Origin of the sequence: Branchiibius hedensis, from assembly GCF_900108585.1 — a bacterium.
Taxonomy (GTDB): Bacteria; Actinomycetota; Actinomycetes; order Actinomycetales; family Dermatophilaceae; genus Branchiibius; species Branchiibius hedensis.
Window position 1 is genome coordinate 1,767,327 of sequence record NZ_UESZ01000001.1, and the last position, 15,658, is coordinate 1,782,984.

Here is a 15,658-nt window from a genome sequence, read left to right on the forward strand (position 1 = left end):
GTCGTCGTTAGCTGGCGGCGAACTCGGACAGGCCGGTTTCGCGGCGCACCCGCTCGAACTGCGCTAGAAGGTCGTTCTCGATCGGCTCTCCAGCGTCGACCATGTCGGCGAAAATCGCGGACAGAGCGAACACAGGCGAACCTGCGTCTGACAGCCCTCCGGTGTATGAATCCAAGCGTCCACGGATCTGCTCGATGCGGGTGTTCAATGCCTCGTCTCCGCACGTCGCCCAGACGCCGAGGGTGAGCATCATCTCGACCATCTCGGCTTGCTCGTCAGGATCGACTCCATCGCCGGTGAGTGTCTCGTTGCACATCGCCAGCAACTGTCGCGCGGCTTTGGTGCGAGCGACGACCTCCAACGGCTCCAGGCTGGCAATGGCGGCTTCCAACGACCACTCGGGGGCATCTTGGACGAAGATCAGTTCGTCCAGGTCGAACTCGTCCAGTTGCTGATCGGCGCCTCCAGCCAGCCACGCGGAAAGGCGTTGGGCGTCGTCGGGGTTGACTGGGTCGATCCCTAGGTGCGTCAGAACGTCGAACCAGGACCCGGACACCTGGTCGTACAGGCCGGACTCTTGGAGTTCAAGACCTACACGCAACACCCAGCCGTTGTCGGGTTCAACGTCGCCGCCGTTGGTCAACGGCCGCTTCAACCGTTCCGGCAGCCAGGCCATCGGGTGCCACAAAAGTTCGGGTGCGAAATCCCGTGGGCTCCACCCTGCTGGCGGCAGCGGCAACCCGATCAACGGGCTCGCCATCAAGAACGGGGCCGGGACGCTGATAGCGCTGGCGAAGTCATCGAAGGCGACGACGTAGTCGACGACATTGCTGGGCAGAATCAACGATGTGCCCGGACTAAGCCCAGGGCGCCTCTGGTGCATGGCGAGGGTGCCTTTCGGTGAAGGACGAAGACGAGAGTCTGTTCACTCACCAACATGGGCCACTGGCTGCGAGCCAGGGTCGGTTTAGTTCTCGGTGCCAGTTCGTGTCGGCTGGTTGCGCGGCTGCCAATAGTTCCGGATCGTGGAATGTTGGAGGGGGATACCCCTCGCGCGTACGCGCGCGTAGGGGTCTGACCCTGCCCCTGGTGTCGCGAAAACGGGGATGGGTGGGTGTTCTGGCTGCATCCGCCACCACTTGACCACGCGTGTGGTCAGACTATTCAGCGACGTTTGCGCAGGTCAGAGGTGGTTCGAGGGTCAAAAAACGGCAATCTGGCCACATGGCCACGCCCGCAACAACCCCATAAGGGGATTTGGATATATATATCTCCCCGGAAGTAATGTATGCGAATCCTCATAAGGGGGTATATACGGTGTGGTCAAGTGGTCAGATCAGTAAAAAGTAGTAGTAAGTAGTAGTAGTAGAGGGCTCTGACCTGCGGTTTTGTGTTTCGAGGTTCCGCCGAAATCTGACCACACGGTGTGGCCAGTTGCAGCCAGTTGCAGCCAGAAACGGTGATGTTTCCCGGAATGACGCGGTTTCCTAAGGTCTCGGTTGCGGTTTTGGCGACGCGATGGGTAGGGTCAGACCCCTACGCGCGCGTGCGCGCGAGGGGTATCCCCCTTCGATCCGGTCCAGGTTAGGTTCTCCTGGCGGGGCTGCGAGCAACGTTTTCGGAAAAAGATGCGTAGGGTCATACCCCTCGCGCGCGTGTACGCGAGGGGGTCGACCCTTTTATTTTCGATTTCAACTATCTGCGGGGTCGGGTGCCGGGCTCGTGACCGGTGAAGAGTCACACCCCTCGCGCGCGCACGCGCGTAGGGGTCTGACCCTGTCAACCTCGCGTCATGTTTCCTCAGCCCTGACCTCGCGAACATGGCCCATGTAAATCAACGTGGGCTTGTTGATCTCCGGTGATGGCTTGACGGCGATGGATCGGCTGCGTCAGCTCGGCGTACAACCAGACCTGATCTACGCCGACCCGCCGTTCGGCACCGGCCGACACCAAGGCGACTACGCCGACCCGGCTGGGCAGGCGTGGCAGACCATGATCAACCGGCTCATCGCTGGCGCGTTCGAGATCCTGCCCGAACACGGCAGCCTGTGGTTGCACCTGGGCGTCGGAGACGGAAACCGGTCGATGCTCCGATACGCCGAACAGTCCGCCCTGAGGGTGTTCGGGTCGGCCGCGCACCGGAGCACTATCTGGTGGCAACGCACCGGGTCGGCTCCCGTGGCCAACACCGGCTTCCGGGAACAACACGACCCCATCCTGGTGCTGGCCAAGTCGCCAGCTTTCACCGTGCGTCGTCCGCCGCGCACCGATGACGAAAACACCTGGTTCAAGTCTTGGGACGGAGACCCTGTCCCATGGAGTTCAGGTGACTTGACCGGGCCACGCGGTGACCGGCACCCCGACCTGGTGTACGGGATCCAGTCACCCTTCACCGCAACCGTGCACTACCCGGGTCCGGGACGGCACTGGGTCTACAACCGCACCGAAATGACGGCCCGGCTGGCCGCGTGGGGGGTCTATCTCCCGCAGCATCTGCCCGACGCCGAGACTCGCCGCCGCATCGTCGGCTCCGACGTCGGTGACAGTCCTGCACTGATGCTGACCGGCGGGCTGGCGCAGGCACAGCGTCAAGCCACCGCACGGATGGCTGCGGGCACCTGGCCGGAGGTCTTTTTCGGACGAACCGGGGGCGGCCGTCCGCGCCGCAAAGTCCCGTTGCCGGCCACAGGCGCTGCGCCCGCCAGCGTGTGGGACGCCCGTTTCGCCGGAACCGTCCGCGACGCTCGCGACGAAGTCCAGCGCGCCACCGGCGCTCGGTTCACCACCCCGAAGCCCGAGGCACTCCTCACCAGGATCATCCAGATCGCCACCGACCCCGACCACCTGGTGTTCGACCCGTTCGCCGGGTCCGGTGTCACCGCCGCCGTCGCGCACAAGCTGGGCCGAGCCTGGATCACCTGCGAGTCGTGGCAACCGACGATTGACCAGGTGACGCTTCCCCGCCTCACGTTCGCCTGTGGTGGCAATGCCCCGCATATGACGACGACATTGGTCGAGCCGTTGCCCCACAAGATGCTTTCCGATGCACCGAAGCAGGCGGCAGCAACGTTGGCGGCACTCAGCGCCCGCCTCGACGTCGACCCGGCCATCGTCCGGCGTATCCGTGCCCAGCTCGCCGCAATAGCCAAAACCCAGCAGGTTGCTCATCCGGTGCCCGACGAAGAAGTCGTCGTGGCGGAGCTTGACGACCTGCAGGAGCGGCTGCTCGCCAAATACGTCCACACTGGCTCGTCGCCGTCCTGCGGAGCGCACTGATGGGCGGCTTGCGCGAGCGAGGAAAACTCGACGCCTGCGATGCGTCGCACCGTCCAGGGGTGAAGCAGGGTAAGGAGTCTGCGCCGGTACTTTCCCCGGACGTTTTGGCGCAGCGACTGAGCACCGCGACCGCCGTGGTCGGTGGCCACCGGGAAGCTGTGGCGATCCAGTTGACCGCGGTAGCCACTGGCGCGCTGTTCTTCGGCACCGGCCCGGACCTGGTTCGCCCCATGATGGCGTCCTTCTCGTCCGCGCCGGACACAGTCGCATTGGACGAACTGTGGACGGTGGCCGCATCATCGGTGCCCTTCCTTCGCCAGCATCTGCCGCACCTGACTGGCTGGGCGGGACGCCCCGACGCCCAGGCCGCACTGGTCGCTCGGGCCTGTTTCACAGAGCTTGCTCAGGTAGATCTGATCGGGTCCGCCTCGGCCCACCAGGTCGGCGGCGAACTCCTCGGGCCGGTCTACAGCAGCCTGCGTTCCCCGAACTCGCAACGCTCCAGCGGAGCGTTCTACACCCCAATGCACCTGGCCTCGTTGCTCGCCGAAATGAACCCGTTGGGCGAGGGCGAGACCTTCGCCGATCCAGCCTGCGGCGCCGGGGTTTTGCCGGTGGCTGCGGCGATCTCGATGCGCCGTCGCGGGCTGGATCCAGCCACCGTCACCTGGGTGCTGAATGACATCGACCCGGTCGCTGTCGCCTTGGCTGGCATCAACGCCCTGGTGCACAGCCTTGGCCCTCGGATCGTTCTGACGTGCTCGGACGGTCTCAGCAGGGATGTCGGTTGATGGCCGAGTTTTCGTTTCGAGCCGTCGGGCATCCACGGCCACAGGGATCCAAGCGACACGTTGGCAAGGGCGTCCTGGTGGAATCTTCCGACGTCAAGACGTGGCGCAGCACCATCGTCGACGCTGCCGTCGAGGCACTCGCCGGGAGGCAGCCGTTCACTGGCGCCGTCATCGTTACCGCCAGATTCAGCTTCTGCCGACCCAAGTCGCACTACGGAACGGGCCGCAACCAGCACCGGCTGAGGCCCTCCGCCCCCGACTACTGCACCAGTCGTGCTATCGGAGACGCCGACAAGCTGGGGCGAGCCGTACTTGACGCCCTGACCGCAGCCAGGGTGTATATCGATGACTCCCAGGTCGTCCGCATCATCGCCGATAAGGGCTGGTGCGACCGCACGGTCCGGGAAGGCGCAACGATCGTCGTCACCCCTTTGGAAGCGGTCGATCAGCGCGCCGTGCCGGTGCAAGTCGATGGCGCGGCTTAAAACGCAGTGGCGCAAAACTGCGACGCCCGCCAACCAAACCGGCATGACCCATGGTTCGCCCCACCGCTTGATGCGGCCACCTGCCGGAATCCCACCCATGCCCTGGGCTGGTGAGCCGCGATGAACAAAGTTGATGCCACTGGCGCGATCCACGCCGCCGACGGGCGGTTCGCTGGCCACGTTGCTGGCGAGGCGGACGATATTTGCCTGGTCGACGTTCCTGAAATCGACGCAGCGACAGCGGAGGTCGAACGTTGCGCTCTTGATGCGGCCGGTGACCTGAACGTTGACTTGAACGCCGCCCGTGACGACGCGATCAAGCGACTCACCGACGCCGGCCTGGCACCTGACCAAGCACTCGACACCTGGGACGGCGCGCTACGCAACGCGTTCCGCGCCTTGGTGCCCAACGAACGTACCTCCGAGTCCGAAAGTATGAAGGTCTCCCGATGAAGCGCTACCAGTCCATTCTGGGCGGTGCAGTAGGAGTGTGTTCGGTCGCGGCACTGTCCGCCTGCGGACCCACCAGCAACATCAGCTCGCGGCCGGTCGTCACCACCGCGTCGCACAGCACCTCCTCGCCTGTGGTGGTTTCGAGCTCGGCCCGCACGACTGCCGGGGACACGACCCCAATGACTGCCGACCCAACGAGCTCAGCGACCACGGTCACGCGCGTCCTGACACCGACACCCAGGTTGACATCGCAGGCCGAGCCGAGCGAGGTGTCCACTCCTGTGCCCAGCAGCGTGAAAGAACCCCCGGTTCCGAGCAATCCCACTGGGGCAGCGACTCAGGCGCCCACCGCCCAGACATCGGTCGTGGCTATCGGTAGCGCCCCAGCCGGGAGCAGCGGCGGCTTCGCCGTCATGAACGTCACCTCCGAACTGCCCAGGCTCGGTGCCAACCGGCTCTACGTGCCGAAGTTGGGGATCAACACGTCGATTGTCGCGGCACCGGTCAAGGCTGGAGCACTGGTCGTCCCCGGCGCGACGAAGGTGGGTCGGTGGACCGGCTCGGTTGGTTATGGCGCAAAGACCGGACGGGCTGTCATCGCGGGACACACCCTGTCTTACGGCCGGTACAAGGGCGCGTTGGCCCCGATTGCTCGTGCGACCAAGGGCACGGTCATCTACGTCAGCGATTCTGCCGGAAGGGTCTACCGCTTCCTTGTGACCGTTCGCGCCGAGATGACGAAGTCTGCTCTACCGGCGGACGTGTTCTATGGCCGCGACTCGATGAAGTTGGAACTGGTCACCTGCGGCGGAGTCATCCTGCGAGGCGGGCACCACAAAGACAACGTGGTGGTCACGGCTGTGCGGTTCTAAGCATCCTCCACATGTCCAGGTCTGCTTGGATCGCGGCGATCCGGGCCGACAGGTGGCCCCGGTAGTCGTTATCCAAGTCAGACCCTGCGTTGTCGAGGCGGCGTAGGTCACTTTGGGCAATGTTTAGTTCCGCGGTCAAAGCCGCGATGCGGACCTGCGCGACATCCAGGCTCACCGTTGTCATACCTGGACGGTGCGACGCGTCGCACCGTCCAGGTATGAACGCAACCCGGCACACGACACGTAAGGCCCACCGCAGCACCGGTTTACGCCCAGTCCCCGGTGGTGGCGTGAAATGGTTCGTTCCGGGTCGGCGAAGTGCTGTTGCCGAGACCACCACCGCCACGTCGGACCTGGTTGTCGGCCTGGTGTACGCCGGCGCGAGTAGTTTCCGAATGGTCGCTGAGGCAGTGCACTTCGACAATGACGCCATCGAGTTGTGCGCCGTCATGGCTCGCCACGGCGCGATCGACGCACCGCTGGAGGTGGACGGGCATCATGTCCGTTTCGCCGAGTGACGAGCGTCGCACCGTCAACTCGTGAACGACTCCCGCGCACTTGCCACAGTTGCCGTCATCGGTGACCTGCAGCCGATTCCCGGCGCCGATCAGATCGAACGAGCGACCGTCCGTGGATGGCACGTTGTTGTCCGTAAAGGCCAGTTCGCCGCCGGACAGCGGGTCATCTACGTCGAAGTCGATGCGCTGCTGCCGATCAACGACCCGCGTTTCGCGTTCCTGGGTGCGCGCGGAACGAAAACCGTTGCACTGCCGGATGGTTCGAGCCTGGAAGGGCATGTGCTGCGCACGGTGCGACTACGTGGCCAGGTGTCACAAGGGCTTGTGCTGTCGGAAGATGAGTCCGGGGTCGACCTGACGCAGGCCCCTGTCGGTTCTGATCTGACCGACCTGCTCGGCATCGTCAAGTACGAGCCGCCGATCCCGGCGCACCTGGCAGGTCAAGTGGTCGGACCGTTCCCGGCGCAATTCGCCCCGAAAACTGATGCTGAGCGCGCACAGAACCTCACCGCTCACTGGGCTGCGTTGACTGTGCATCCGGCAGGCTGGATCGCGACGGAGAAGATCGACGGCAGTTCGGTGACAATCATTCGCGACCCGGACGACGGCCGTATCCGGTACTGCTCGCGCAACCTGGAGCTGCGTCCGACGCCGGAATTGTCCAGCCGGACCGTGGATGAGCGGATCGGCCTGAGTGCGGCGCTCGAACCCGGCATGGTGGTGCAGGCGGAGATCGCCGGGCCCGGGATCCAAGGCAATCCGTTACGGCTGCCCGACCTACGGCTGTTCGTCTTCAACGTCTTGGACGCTCATCGCTGGTTCCTGCCCCGGTCTGCGTGGCCGCAAGTGGCGCTCGATCACGCTGCGCCACTACTGGACCTGCCGTTCCCGGCCGGCACCGAAGAAGCGGTGGCCCAGGTGGACGGGTTGCGGTCGGCTGTCGGCCGCGACCGTGCTGCCGAGGGGGTCGTTTGGCACACCGCCGACGGCCAGGGCCTGACGGTGCTAGATGGTCGCGACTGCTGGAAGGCGATCAACAACCGATACCTGTTGAAGCACGGAGGTTGATGAGATGCCGACATTGCACGTCGTCACACACCAACGCTGGATCGCGGACGACTTCGCTGCCGCGCCCCCGGACGGCTGGCAGGTGCGCCACAGCAACGGGCTCGACGTCCCAGCCGTGGGTCCGGGTGACGCTTTGTGGGCTCCCATGGCCTGGGTTGCGCGAGCTTACCGGTCCGGGATGAGCCACCCGCTGGCTGCGCCAGCTCCCCTCCTGGCCGACCTGATCGCCCCGCACCACCTCAAACGGCCTCTCGTAACGATGACTCTGCGTGAGACGGAACGGATGACCGCGAAGCGGCCAGTGTTCGCCAAGCTGGCAATGATGAAACACGAGGGTCTACCGGCTCAGTGGTACGCCAATGTCTGTGAGTTCCGCTGCGCTGCGCAGAAACTTGGCGCTTCGGAGTCAACGATGGTGTCGTTGTGCTGGGATCGGATGCACTGGTTGGCGGAGTACCGGCTATTCGTAGCAGGCGGACACGCAGTTGGCGCGAGTCGGTACCTAGTGCGCGACCCGGCGACCGGCGAACCGACGTTGTGGTCCGAGGAGCTCGACCAGGTCCCGGCGCCACAGGGCGAGCTCGCCGAAGCCATCGACTTCGGCGAGCAGGTACTGGTCGACCCTGTGGCGCGCCCATCGCTGAACGCATGCACGTTGGACGTCGGCTGGTCGCCCGACACTGGTTGGTCCGTGATCGAGGTGAACCCGGCATGGTGTTCGGCGGTCTACGGCACCTCGATCGACGCCGCCTGGCGCTCCGTGCTCGACGCGAACTCGCCCGCGCCACAGAGTCTGTGGACACCTGATCCGTGGCTGCGAAAGATCGCAGGACGACAGACTCCGTTGTCGATCAGGACAGACGAGCCAGTCGCATGCGAGGCCACTCCTGCCAGGGGAGCCAGCCCCGATGAACGTAGAGCAGTGCTTGCATACGCAGGTCCGAGACTGACCCGTCGCACCGTCAGCAAATGACAACGACTCTGACGGCTAGCCAGCTTGGACGCCAGCACCACGGGCGACTCATCCGGATCCCGCACGGCGGTTGGACCGGGCACCGCGACATCGTCCTCATTGGGATCCGGCGCTGGGAGTTCGAGGGTGTCCAGCGGACGGAACTTCTGGCTCTCGACGGCACTGGCCGCTGGGCTGGTGTCGCCCACAGCGTGGCCGCCGATGCGATGCTGACGATCCTGGAGGAGTCGCCGCGGACACGACGCCGGCCGAGACTTGTTGAGCGCAACTACCGGTCTGCGAGCCACTAGCCATGACCGGCAACGCCTTCCGCGAAGGCAAGGTCCACGTCGTCGCCGACAGGTGCGGTACGTGCATCTTCCGGCCGGGCGACCCGATGCGCTTGGCACCTGGCCGGGTCAAGGACATGGTAAACGCCGCGGTGTCGCAGGACTCCGCGATCATCTGCCACAGCTCCTTAGGTGGCCAGAACGCCGTCTGCCGTGGATTCTTCGACCGTTACGACACGACCCCGCTGCGGCTGGCTCGTGCCCTGCGCCTGGTGGAGTTCGACCAGCCTGCCAGCCTGGGCGGTCCCGTCGCACCATGAACCTGGCTGGGCGGCGTCAAGCCGGAGGTTTGGAAGGTTGTCGCCGGCAAGGACGACTGGGGCGCAAGCCTTTCTACGCCCTGTAGCGGCGTACCTGCGCCGCCCAGCCCGCCCGTCGCACCGTGAAGGTATGACCTATTCCGATCACCCGCTGCACATTGTCGGAAGCCCGCGGGCCGCTGCGCTATGTGGACGGCATGATGTGCGGGTGACGGATGCGGTGTTGTCGCCGGACGGTCGATACCGGTACCTGCTGACTCGCCGCTGGGCGGACGGGCCAGTCGCGACGTCAAGGGCTTGGTCGGTGACGCGGCGCACCGGCAGTTCCGCGACGCCTTCATCCACCGCTTCGAGAACGACCCGGCCACCGGCGCGCAGTCGCTAGTGCTCGGCCTGGTCCGTCGCGTGGCTGGCGGCCCCGAGTGCGCTCCCTGGGTCTCCCGACGCGCCACCGCGACAGGCCGACAGGCCATGTTGGTGTTCGTCGCCCGCGGGTTCGCTGCTTCTGGTGTTCCTGCTCACGGGCCCCTCGGTGGCGAGGTTGCCTCATCAGTGGTGGTGCGGCCTGCCGAGGGCAGTGCTTGCCGAACTCATCAGCTTTCGCGAATCGCCCGTCGCACCGTGAAGGCATGACCACCACTACCCGGCTGCAGCAACACCGCGACCAGATCAGCGTACAGTGTTCGCACCTTGAAGGACTCCCGCCGCACCGGAACTCCGTGCTGTTGGCTCGCGAATGCCTTGGTCGTACGGCCGAGATGACGCCGGACCGGCTGGCTCCGCTATTGGCGGCCCCAGATTGCATTCGGCTCGATTGGTTCGACACGCTGGAAGGATGCGGGCACACCCCGACCGAGGCCATTAGTGTCGGACCTGTGCCTGGCGCCCCGACCCTTGCTGTTGCCGTGGCGGGACACCGTCGTGCGCTCGCATGCGTGTTGTCCCCGGGCATGGTTGGCCTTGCTGGGCCGCACGTCGCCCCCATGTTTGACCACCCCCTCGCGCTCTTCGGAGGCACGATCGCCGACAACCGTGAAGGCTACTTGCAGCGCGCCCGCACGGGGCGGGCGGCGTCGTGACAAGAGGGAAGCTGTCGGTGGTGGATGACAAGGTGCCCGCCATGACCATCCGCAGCCTGGAGGAACTCGTGGCGTGCGCGGTGGCACTCGGGGCGGAGAACGTGGACGGCCTGAGCGTCGCTGAGAAGGAACTGATCATGCAGACGCATGTAGGCCGCCGCGATGTCGCCGCCCTACGAGAGCAGATCGCCACCGGGATTGACCCATTGGGTGATGCGTTCTGTGCGCTCCGAAGCGCGGAGGAACGTCGACCCCAGGGGCAGACCTACACGCCTGCCCTCATCGTGGACTCGATGATCAACTGGGCGAAGGCTCAGGGCGAACCGGCGCGGGTCGTCGATCCCGGTGTGGGGTCAGGTCGTTACCTGCTCAAGGCAGCGGTCGCGTTCCCCGATGCTGTGCTCATCGGCGCTGATCTGGACCCCATCGCCGCGCTCATGGCAAGGGCCAACCTCAACGCTGCTGGTCATGCCGATCGCGCGCGAGTCGAACTGGTGGACTACCGCGCCCTCATGGTGGAAGGGATCGAGGGCCGAACGTTGTACGTCGGCAACCCACCCTACGTTCGGCACCACGGGATCACACAAGACTGGAAGCAGTGGCTTTCGGCGACGGCGGCGCTTCACGGGTACAAGGCGTCGCAGCTCGCAGGGCTGCACGTCCACTTTTTCCTTGCCACTCTACAGCACGCGACGACGAACGACTTCGGTGCTTTCGTCACCTCTTCGGAGTGGCTGGACGTCAACTACGGCGCGCTCGTTCGGCAGATGCTCCTCGGCAAGCTAGGCGGCGACTCCGTCCACGTAGTTGACCCTGCTGCCATGCCTTTCGACGCCAATACGACGGCAGCCATCACCTGCTTCAACGTCGGGCGACAAGTCGAGTCGATCACACTTCAGTCAGTAAACACGCTGCCCGAACTGGGGGCACTGTCCAACGGCCACGCGGTGGCCAAGGAACGGCTCATCGAGGCACCCCGTTGGATGCCGCTTCTTCGCGTGACCCCCAAACTTCCAGAGGGCTACGTCGAACTCGGCGAGCTCGCGCGTGTTCACCGGGGCACCGTGACCGGCGCCAACGCTGTTTGGGTGACGCACAGAGACACAACCAAGTTGCCCGAGTCCCTGTTGCAGCCGTCGGTAACGAAGGCCCGTGAGCTTTTCGCGGCAGGCAGTGTTCTCCAGGACACATCCACCCTTCGGGTCGTCATCGACCTTCCGACGGAACTGGACGAGCTTGACCCGGATGAGCGGCGGAAGGTGGACGCCTTTCTCCGCCGACCGGAGGTGAAGGTCGCGAAACAGGGCTTCGTGGCCTCTAACCGCAAGGCGTGGTGGAGTGTCGGACTTCGCAGCCCTGCGCCGATCCTCGCTACCTACATGGCTCGCCGCCCCCCCGCCTTCGTGCGAAACGCGGCAGATGCGCGGCACATCAACATCGCACATGGGCTCTATCCACGCGAGGCGATGTCGGTGCACGCTCTCGCAAAGCTCACTGAGCATCTGAGAGTGTCAGTTACCCTCGGGCAGGGTCGGACGTACGCAGGTGGTCTGACCAAGTTCGAACCGAGGGAGATGGAACGGCTCCCTGTGCCAACGATGGAGCTGCTGAACGATGACGGCTACACCCCCAAGGTGGGACAATGAGCAGCTGACGTCGGACCGTCTGACCGCGACCACTCAGTTCCGTGAGGAGCGCACGACCGAGCCGCTCGACCACTACCTCGAGTTCTATGAAGACGCCTACTCCGTATTCGCCGACGTGATGGAGGCGAGCGACGACCTCCGCAAGCTTCGTGAAACGGCTGCCGACCTGCTTTTGAACAAGTCGCGCCAGCACCTTTGCCGTTACGTCGCTTCGCCTCCGCTGAGCGAGGACGATCTGAAGACTCTGGGGGACTGCTCCCTTGCCATCGGAGCGCTCAAGGCGAACCCCGACAACATCGACATCCTGATGGAGTACATCCTCATGGGCCTCGATCGCGAGCGGTTCCCCTGGGTGGGCGAAGACCGGGAGCCCTCGGAGTCCGAGCGACAGGCAGCCATCGTGTCAACTGCCGCCATGTTCGCAATGCGCAAGATGGAGACCTTCCGGCGCGGCAGAGGCAAGGCTTTCGAGAAGGCACTGAAGGTCTACCTCGCCGAGGAATGCGGCCTGACAGAGGTGAAGGCAACCGTCATCTCCAACGCCTCTCAAGGGCCGCAGATTGGGGAGTTCTCGGGCGAATCCTCGGTAGTCGGCGGGAAGGCTGACATCGTGGTGCGCCTGTTCGACGGGCGCTTGCTCCCCATCGAGTGCAAAGTCAGCAACTCGGAGACCAACTCCTACAAGCGCTTGATTCATGACTGTGGTGAAAAGGCGCAGGCATGGGTAGCAGACCTCGGAGTAGCGAACTGCCTGCCCGTCGCGGCGCTATCGGGCTGCTATTCACTCGGCAACCTCAACAAAGCTCAGAACATGGGCTTGACGCTCATCTGGTCGCACGATTTCGAGCCTCTGGGCACGTTCATCGAGAGCACCCTAGCCGAGCCCAGCGCTTGACCCCTGCCGATTTCGCGCCTCACTGGCCTCTCGGCCCGTCGGCGACCAGGGGCTCTTGACAGCAAAGCGCCCGCTGCAGCCCTCGGCGGCACCGGCGCACAGTCGCTAGTGCTCGGCCTGGTCCGTCGCGTCGTCGACGACACGCTGCGCGGCGGCCCGCAGGTCGATCTTTTGGTTGCGGGCGCTGAGCCGGTGACCAGCTAACCACGCCGGATCCTGCCGGCGGTCTGGCACCAGACCGAAAGCCATCGCCACCGGGTCGTCTTCAAGCGGCGCACCCTTGGCGCCCATGGCGCGCAGGATCATCCCCCACTCCTCCCGTTCCTCATCGCTCCACCCAACCGCGTCGAGCCGACCCTCCAACTGGCGCAAGCGCTCAGCGCGCCAGCACTCGATGATCTGGGCCTGTGTCCATCCAGCCATGACGATCTTCCCCGTTCCGCGTCGCGGATCGACGCCTTCACCAGGTAGTCGAGACAGCGCCCCGCAGAGTTAGCCGAAGCCAGCAGGCGCCTGACGTCGCACCGTCAAGGCATGGACCGCAACGATCCAGCCCGGCACGTCGCCGGCACATCGACCAACACCGCGTTCGCGCAGCTACTCGGATACCGCCAAACCGGCGGCATCGTCCTGTTCTCCCCTGGCGAGCAGGGCTACACATGCCCGGTCCACGCGCACCCGAGCGGCGACCGCTTCGACGGCTTGAAGTGGAGCGAATACAACGCCTGCGTGTGGTGCCCGGTATGCGACCGCGACTACCCGTCGGCTCTGTGCACCGGCCTCACCTGCGACGACCCGGCCGCGCTGGAACGCGCGATCGAGGTCTTCATTTCAACGGTGCGGGACGCCCCTAGGCGTCCGTAGCCGAACAGTCACCGCAGCCAACCGAACGGAAGAACCATGTCTGACAATCAGTTCCCAATGCCCCAGTACGGCGACGCGAAGCCGCTCGGCAAGGCGACCGTGAAAGCTGCCGACAAGTAGGTTCTGGTCGGCCCCGGACAGCAGCCCGGGGCCGACGCGCCTTCGTCGTCCAACGGACACGGCGCCCGCCTCCTAGTGCCGCGCGTCGTTAATCATTTAACGGTTTGGTTTGGGATTATGGGGTATGGCGAATCGTCCTGCTCCGGGGTTGTTGCTGCGTGATGGGGACCGGGCCCGGTTGTTGCGGTTGACTCGATCCTCGACGGTCCGTGCGGGGTTGGCGCAGCGGGCGCGGATCGTGTTGCTGGCCTCGGGCGGTGTGTCGAACACGGCTATTGCGAGCCAGGTGGGCATGTCTCGTCCGACGGTGATTACCTGGCGTGATCGGTACGCCCGCCAGGGCATCGATGGCCTGCGGGATCGTGATCGTCCGGGTCGCCCGCGGGTGGTGGATCATCGGGCGATCGTGGCGGCGACGTTGAAGGCGCCGCCGAAGAAGTACGGGGTGACGCACTGGTCGACCCGGTTGCTGGCGCGGCATCTGCGGGTCGGGGATGCCACGATCGCCCGGGCGTGGCGTGAGTACGGGGTCCAGCCATGGCGGCTGGAGACGTTCAAGTTCTCCACTGACCCGCACCTGGTCGCCAAGGTCACCGACGTCGTCGGGCTATACCTGAACCCGCCGCAGAACGCCGTGGTGTTGTGTGTGGATGAGAAGTCCCAGATCCAGGCGTTGGACCGGACCGCGCCGATGCTGCCGATGCAACCGGGGCTGCCGGCCCGACGCACCCATGACTACAAACGACACGGGACCTCCACGTTGTTCGCGGCGCTGGAAGTCGCGACCGGACAGGTCACCGGCGCGTGCAAGAACAGGCACCGGCACCAGGAGTTCCTGGCGTTCCTGAAACAGGTGGCCAAGGCCTACCCCGGACAGGATCTGCACCTGGTGATGGACAACTACGCCGCTCACAAGCACCCCAAGGTCAACCAGTGGCTGGAGCAGAACCCGCGGATCGCAGTGCACTTCACCCCCACCAGCGCGTCCTGGATGAACATGGTCGAGATCTGGTTCGGGATCATCGAACGCCAAGCGATCCACCGCGGCACGTTCACCTCCGTGCCAGACCTGAACGCCAAGATCCGCGCGTTCATCACCGGCTGGAACGACCGCAAACACCCGTTCGTCTGGACAAAGACCGCCGACCAAATCCTCAAGACGACCAACCGTCAGAAGACTTCAAACGCAGCCCACTAGGCGGGCAACGCAGTTCGACTCCTGGCAAGAAGTCGGCACTAGCACTCGGGATATTTTCAGTGTTTTAGGGGACTATTCGCAGTATCCCCCGCCGCCAGAGCCCCCTCTTGCCTGACACGTTGGTGTTTCTCATGACGAGGAACCTGAGGCTAAAGGAGAGACCCTGTGAAGAAAGTTCTAGCCGTCGCGGGAACTGCGGTTGCCGCTTACACCCTGCTCGCCCCAATCGCCGCGAATGCTGCCAATACGCGGTCTGGCGAGCGGACAGCCGCCGTGGCCCCATCAACACATCTTTCGGTCAAAGTGAACCCGATGTCAGCGACCGGATTCCAGAGCATCGGGTCGTTTAGCTATTCGCTGGACGGCATCTCGATTAGTATCCCTGCTGGTTGCCTTCTCGGACACACGATCAAGGGGGACGGGAAGAAGCTGGACAGCGAGTTCGCGGGATGGACTTGCGCTCCGCCCGCTTCGAGCTACCTCGATTTCAACGAGGACATGTGCAACCCTCGGATCGACTTCATCTACCGCGACACGAACAACAAGATCTACTCCCGCTACACCAGCAAGACGAAGTACGGCTGTTGGGGAGCCAGCGGCCCTGACTTCGACGCGCCAAACAACCGGACCCTGGCCCATTACGGCACGGCGTGCGCGGCCCTGTATCTGAACGGGCAATATAAGGCCCAGCAGTGCCACAACATCACACCCTGAGAGTTCGGAGCAGCCATGACGGTCTACCCCCTCACCATGCTCGTAGGTGGCGTCCTTGCGGCCGTCGCCTACGAGTTATGGCGCACCAGCAATCGTCCCTACCTGTGGGCGATTGCC

19 protein-coding genes are annotated in these 15,658 nt (G+C 64.6%); 16 read left to right on the forward strand and 3 right to left on the reverse strand.

Features of this window, described 5'->3' with window-relative positions; all coding sequences use genetic code 11:
- Positions 1-7 precede the first annotated feature (7 nt).
- A complete protein-coding gene (locus DR843_RS08640; protein ID WP_109684999.1) occupies positions 8-844 on the reverse strand; it encodes a hypothetical protein in 837 nt (278 codons plus the stop codon).
- A gap of 1,031 nt (positions 845-1,875) precedes the next feature.
- Here DR843_RS08640 and DR843_RS08645 point away from each other — a divergent pair.
- The 4 genes from DR843_RS08645 (at position 1,876) to DR843_RS08660 (ending at position 5,005) form a co-directional block, all read left to right on the forward strand.
- Entirely contained in the window at positions 1,876-3,276 is a 1,401-nt protein-coding gene (locus tag DR843_RS08645; RefSeq protein ID WP_146202524.1) for a DNA methyltransferase, read from the forward strand.
- 59 nt (positions 3,277-3,335) lie between these two features.
- Positions 3,336-4,067, forward strand: a complete 732-nt coding sequence (locus DR843_RS08650) for an N-6 DNA methylase (protein ID WP_170119798.1) — start codon at positions 3,336-3,338, stop codon at positions 4,065-4,067.
- Positions 4,067-4,552, forward strand: a complete 486-nt coding sequence (locus tag DR843_RS08655) for a RusA family crossover junction endodeoxyribonuclease (RefSeq protein WP_109685005.1) — start codon at positions 4,067-4,069, stop codon at positions 4,550-4,552. The genes DR843_RS08650 and DR843_RS08655 overlap by 1 nt, the downstream gene beginning before the upstream one ends.
- 120 nt (positions 4,553-4,672) lie before the next feature.
- Positions 4,673-5,005 carry a hypothetical protein gene (locus tag DR843_RS08660; protein WP_109685007.1) on the forward strand — a complete coding sequence of 111 codons (333 nt, stop codon included), beginning with the start codon at positions 4,673-4,675 and terminating at the stop codon, positions 5,003-5,005.
- Positions 5,006-5,009: 4 nt separating this feature from the next.
- Here the strand turns inward: DR843_RS08660 and DR843_RS20045 are convergent, their stop codons facing one another.
- Positions 5,010-5,330, reverse strand: a complete 321-nt coding sequence (locus DR843_RS20045; RefSeq protein ID WP_170119799.1) for a hypothetical protein — start codon at positions 5,328-5,330, stop codon at positions 5,010-5,012.
- Between the two features lie 40 nt (positions 5,331-5,370).
- On the opposite strand from DR843_RS20045, the gene DR843_RS20050 reads away from it, so the two are divergent.
- The 9 genes from DR843_RS20050 to DR843_RS08710 all read left to right on the forward strand — a co-directional run bounded on the left by DR843_RS20050 (position 5,371) and on the right by DR843_RS08710 (position 12,645).
- Positions 5,371-5,877 (forward strand): class F sortase, encoded by a 507-nt coding sequence (locus tag DR843_RS20050; RefSeq protein ID WP_170119800.1) that lies wholly within the window; start codon positions 5,371-5,373, stop codon positions 5,875-5,877.
- Positions 5,878-6,167: 290 nt separating this feature from the next.
- Positions 6,168-6,395, forward strand: a complete 228-nt coding sequence (locus tag DR843_RS08675; RefSeq protein WP_109685013.1) for a hypothetical protein — start codon at positions 6,168-6,170, stop codon at positions 6,393-6,395.
- Positions 6,396-6,416: 21 nt separating this feature from the next.
- The gene (locus DR843_RS08680) at positions 6,417-7,463 is read left to right on the forward strand and encodes an RNA ligase (ATP) (protein WP_109685015.1); all 1,047 of its coding nucleotides are present in this window, start codon (positions 6,417-6,419) and stop codon (positions 7,461-7,463) included.
- A 4-nt stretch (positions 7,464-7,467) separates the two neighbouring features.
- Positions 7,468-8,436 carry an ATP-grasp domain-containing protein gene (locus DR843_RS08685; RefSeq protein ID WP_109685017.1) on the forward strand — a complete coding sequence of 323 codons (969 nt, stop codon included), beginning with the start codon at positions 7,468-7,470 and terminating at the stop codon, positions 8,434-8,436.
- Positions 8,433-8,726, forward strand: coding sequence for a hypothetical protein (locus tag DR843_RS08690; RefSeq protein ID WP_109685019.1), 294 nt, complete (start codon positions 8,433-8,435; stop codon positions 8,724-8,726). Before DR843_RS08685 ends, DR843_RS08690 begins: the two co-directional genes overlap by 4 nt.
- Before the next feature lie 2 nt (positions 8,727-8,728).
- Entirely contained in the window at positions 8,729-9,025 is a 297-nt protein-coding gene (locus tag DR843_RS08695; RefSeq protein WP_109685021.1) for a hypothetical protein, read from the forward strand.
- Between the two features lie 629 nt (positions 9,026-9,654).
- Complete coding sequence (locus DR843_RS08700; RefSeq protein ID WP_109685023.1) at positions 9,655-10,104, forward strand: hypothetical protein; 450 nt, start codon at positions 9,655-9,657, stop codon at positions 10,102-10,104.
- Between the two features lie 41 nt (positions 10,105-10,145).
- The gene (locus DR843_RS08705) at positions 10,146-11,750 is read left to right on the forward strand and encodes an Eco57I restriction-modification methylase domain-containing protein (RefSeq protein ID WP_109688758.1); all 1,605 of its coding nucleotides are present in this window, start codon (positions 10,146-10,148) and stop codon (positions 11,748-11,750) included.
- A complete protein-coding gene (locus DR843_RS08710; RefSeq protein ID WP_109685025.1) occupies positions 11,719-12,645 on the forward strand; it encodes a XamI family restriction endonuclease in 927 nt (308 codons plus the stop codon). Before DR843_RS08705 ends, DR843_RS08710 begins: the two co-directional genes overlap by 32 nt.
- A 105-nt stretch (positions 12,646-12,750) precedes the next feature.
- On the opposite strand, the gene DR843_RS08715 is transcribed toward DR843_RS08710, so the two are convergent.
- A complete protein-coding gene (locus tag DR843_RS08715; protein WP_109685027.1) occupies positions 12,751-13,068 on the reverse strand; it encodes a hypothetical protein in 318 nt (105 codons plus the stop codon).
- A 111-nt stretch (positions 13,069-13,179) separates the two neighbouring features.
- On the opposite strand from DR843_RS08715, the gene DR843_RS08720 reads away from it, so the two are divergent.
- From DR843_RS08720 to DR843_RS08730, 3 genes are all read left to right on the forward strand, one after another.
- Positions 13,180-13,509, forward strand: a complete 330-nt coding sequence (locus DR843_RS08720) for a hypothetical protein (RefSeq protein WP_109685029.1) — start codon at positions 13,180-13,182, stop codon at positions 13,507-13,509.
- A gap of 244 nt (positions 13,510-13,753) precedes the next feature.
- The gene (locus DR843_RS08725) at positions 13,754-14,827 is read left to right on the forward strand and encodes an IS630 family transposase (RefSeq protein ID WP_109685031.1); all 1,074 of its coding nucleotides are present in this window, start codon (positions 13,754-13,756) and stop codon (positions 14,825-14,827) included.
- A gap of 312 nt (positions 14,828-15,139) precedes the next feature.
- Positions 15,140-15,541: a hypothetical protein gene (locus DR843_RS08730; RefSeq protein WP_109685033.1), complete on the forward strand. Its 402-nt coding sequence runs from the start codon at positions 15,140-15,142 to the stop codon at positions 15,539-15,541.
- The last annotated feature ends 117 nt before the right edge of the window (positions 15,542-15,658 follow it).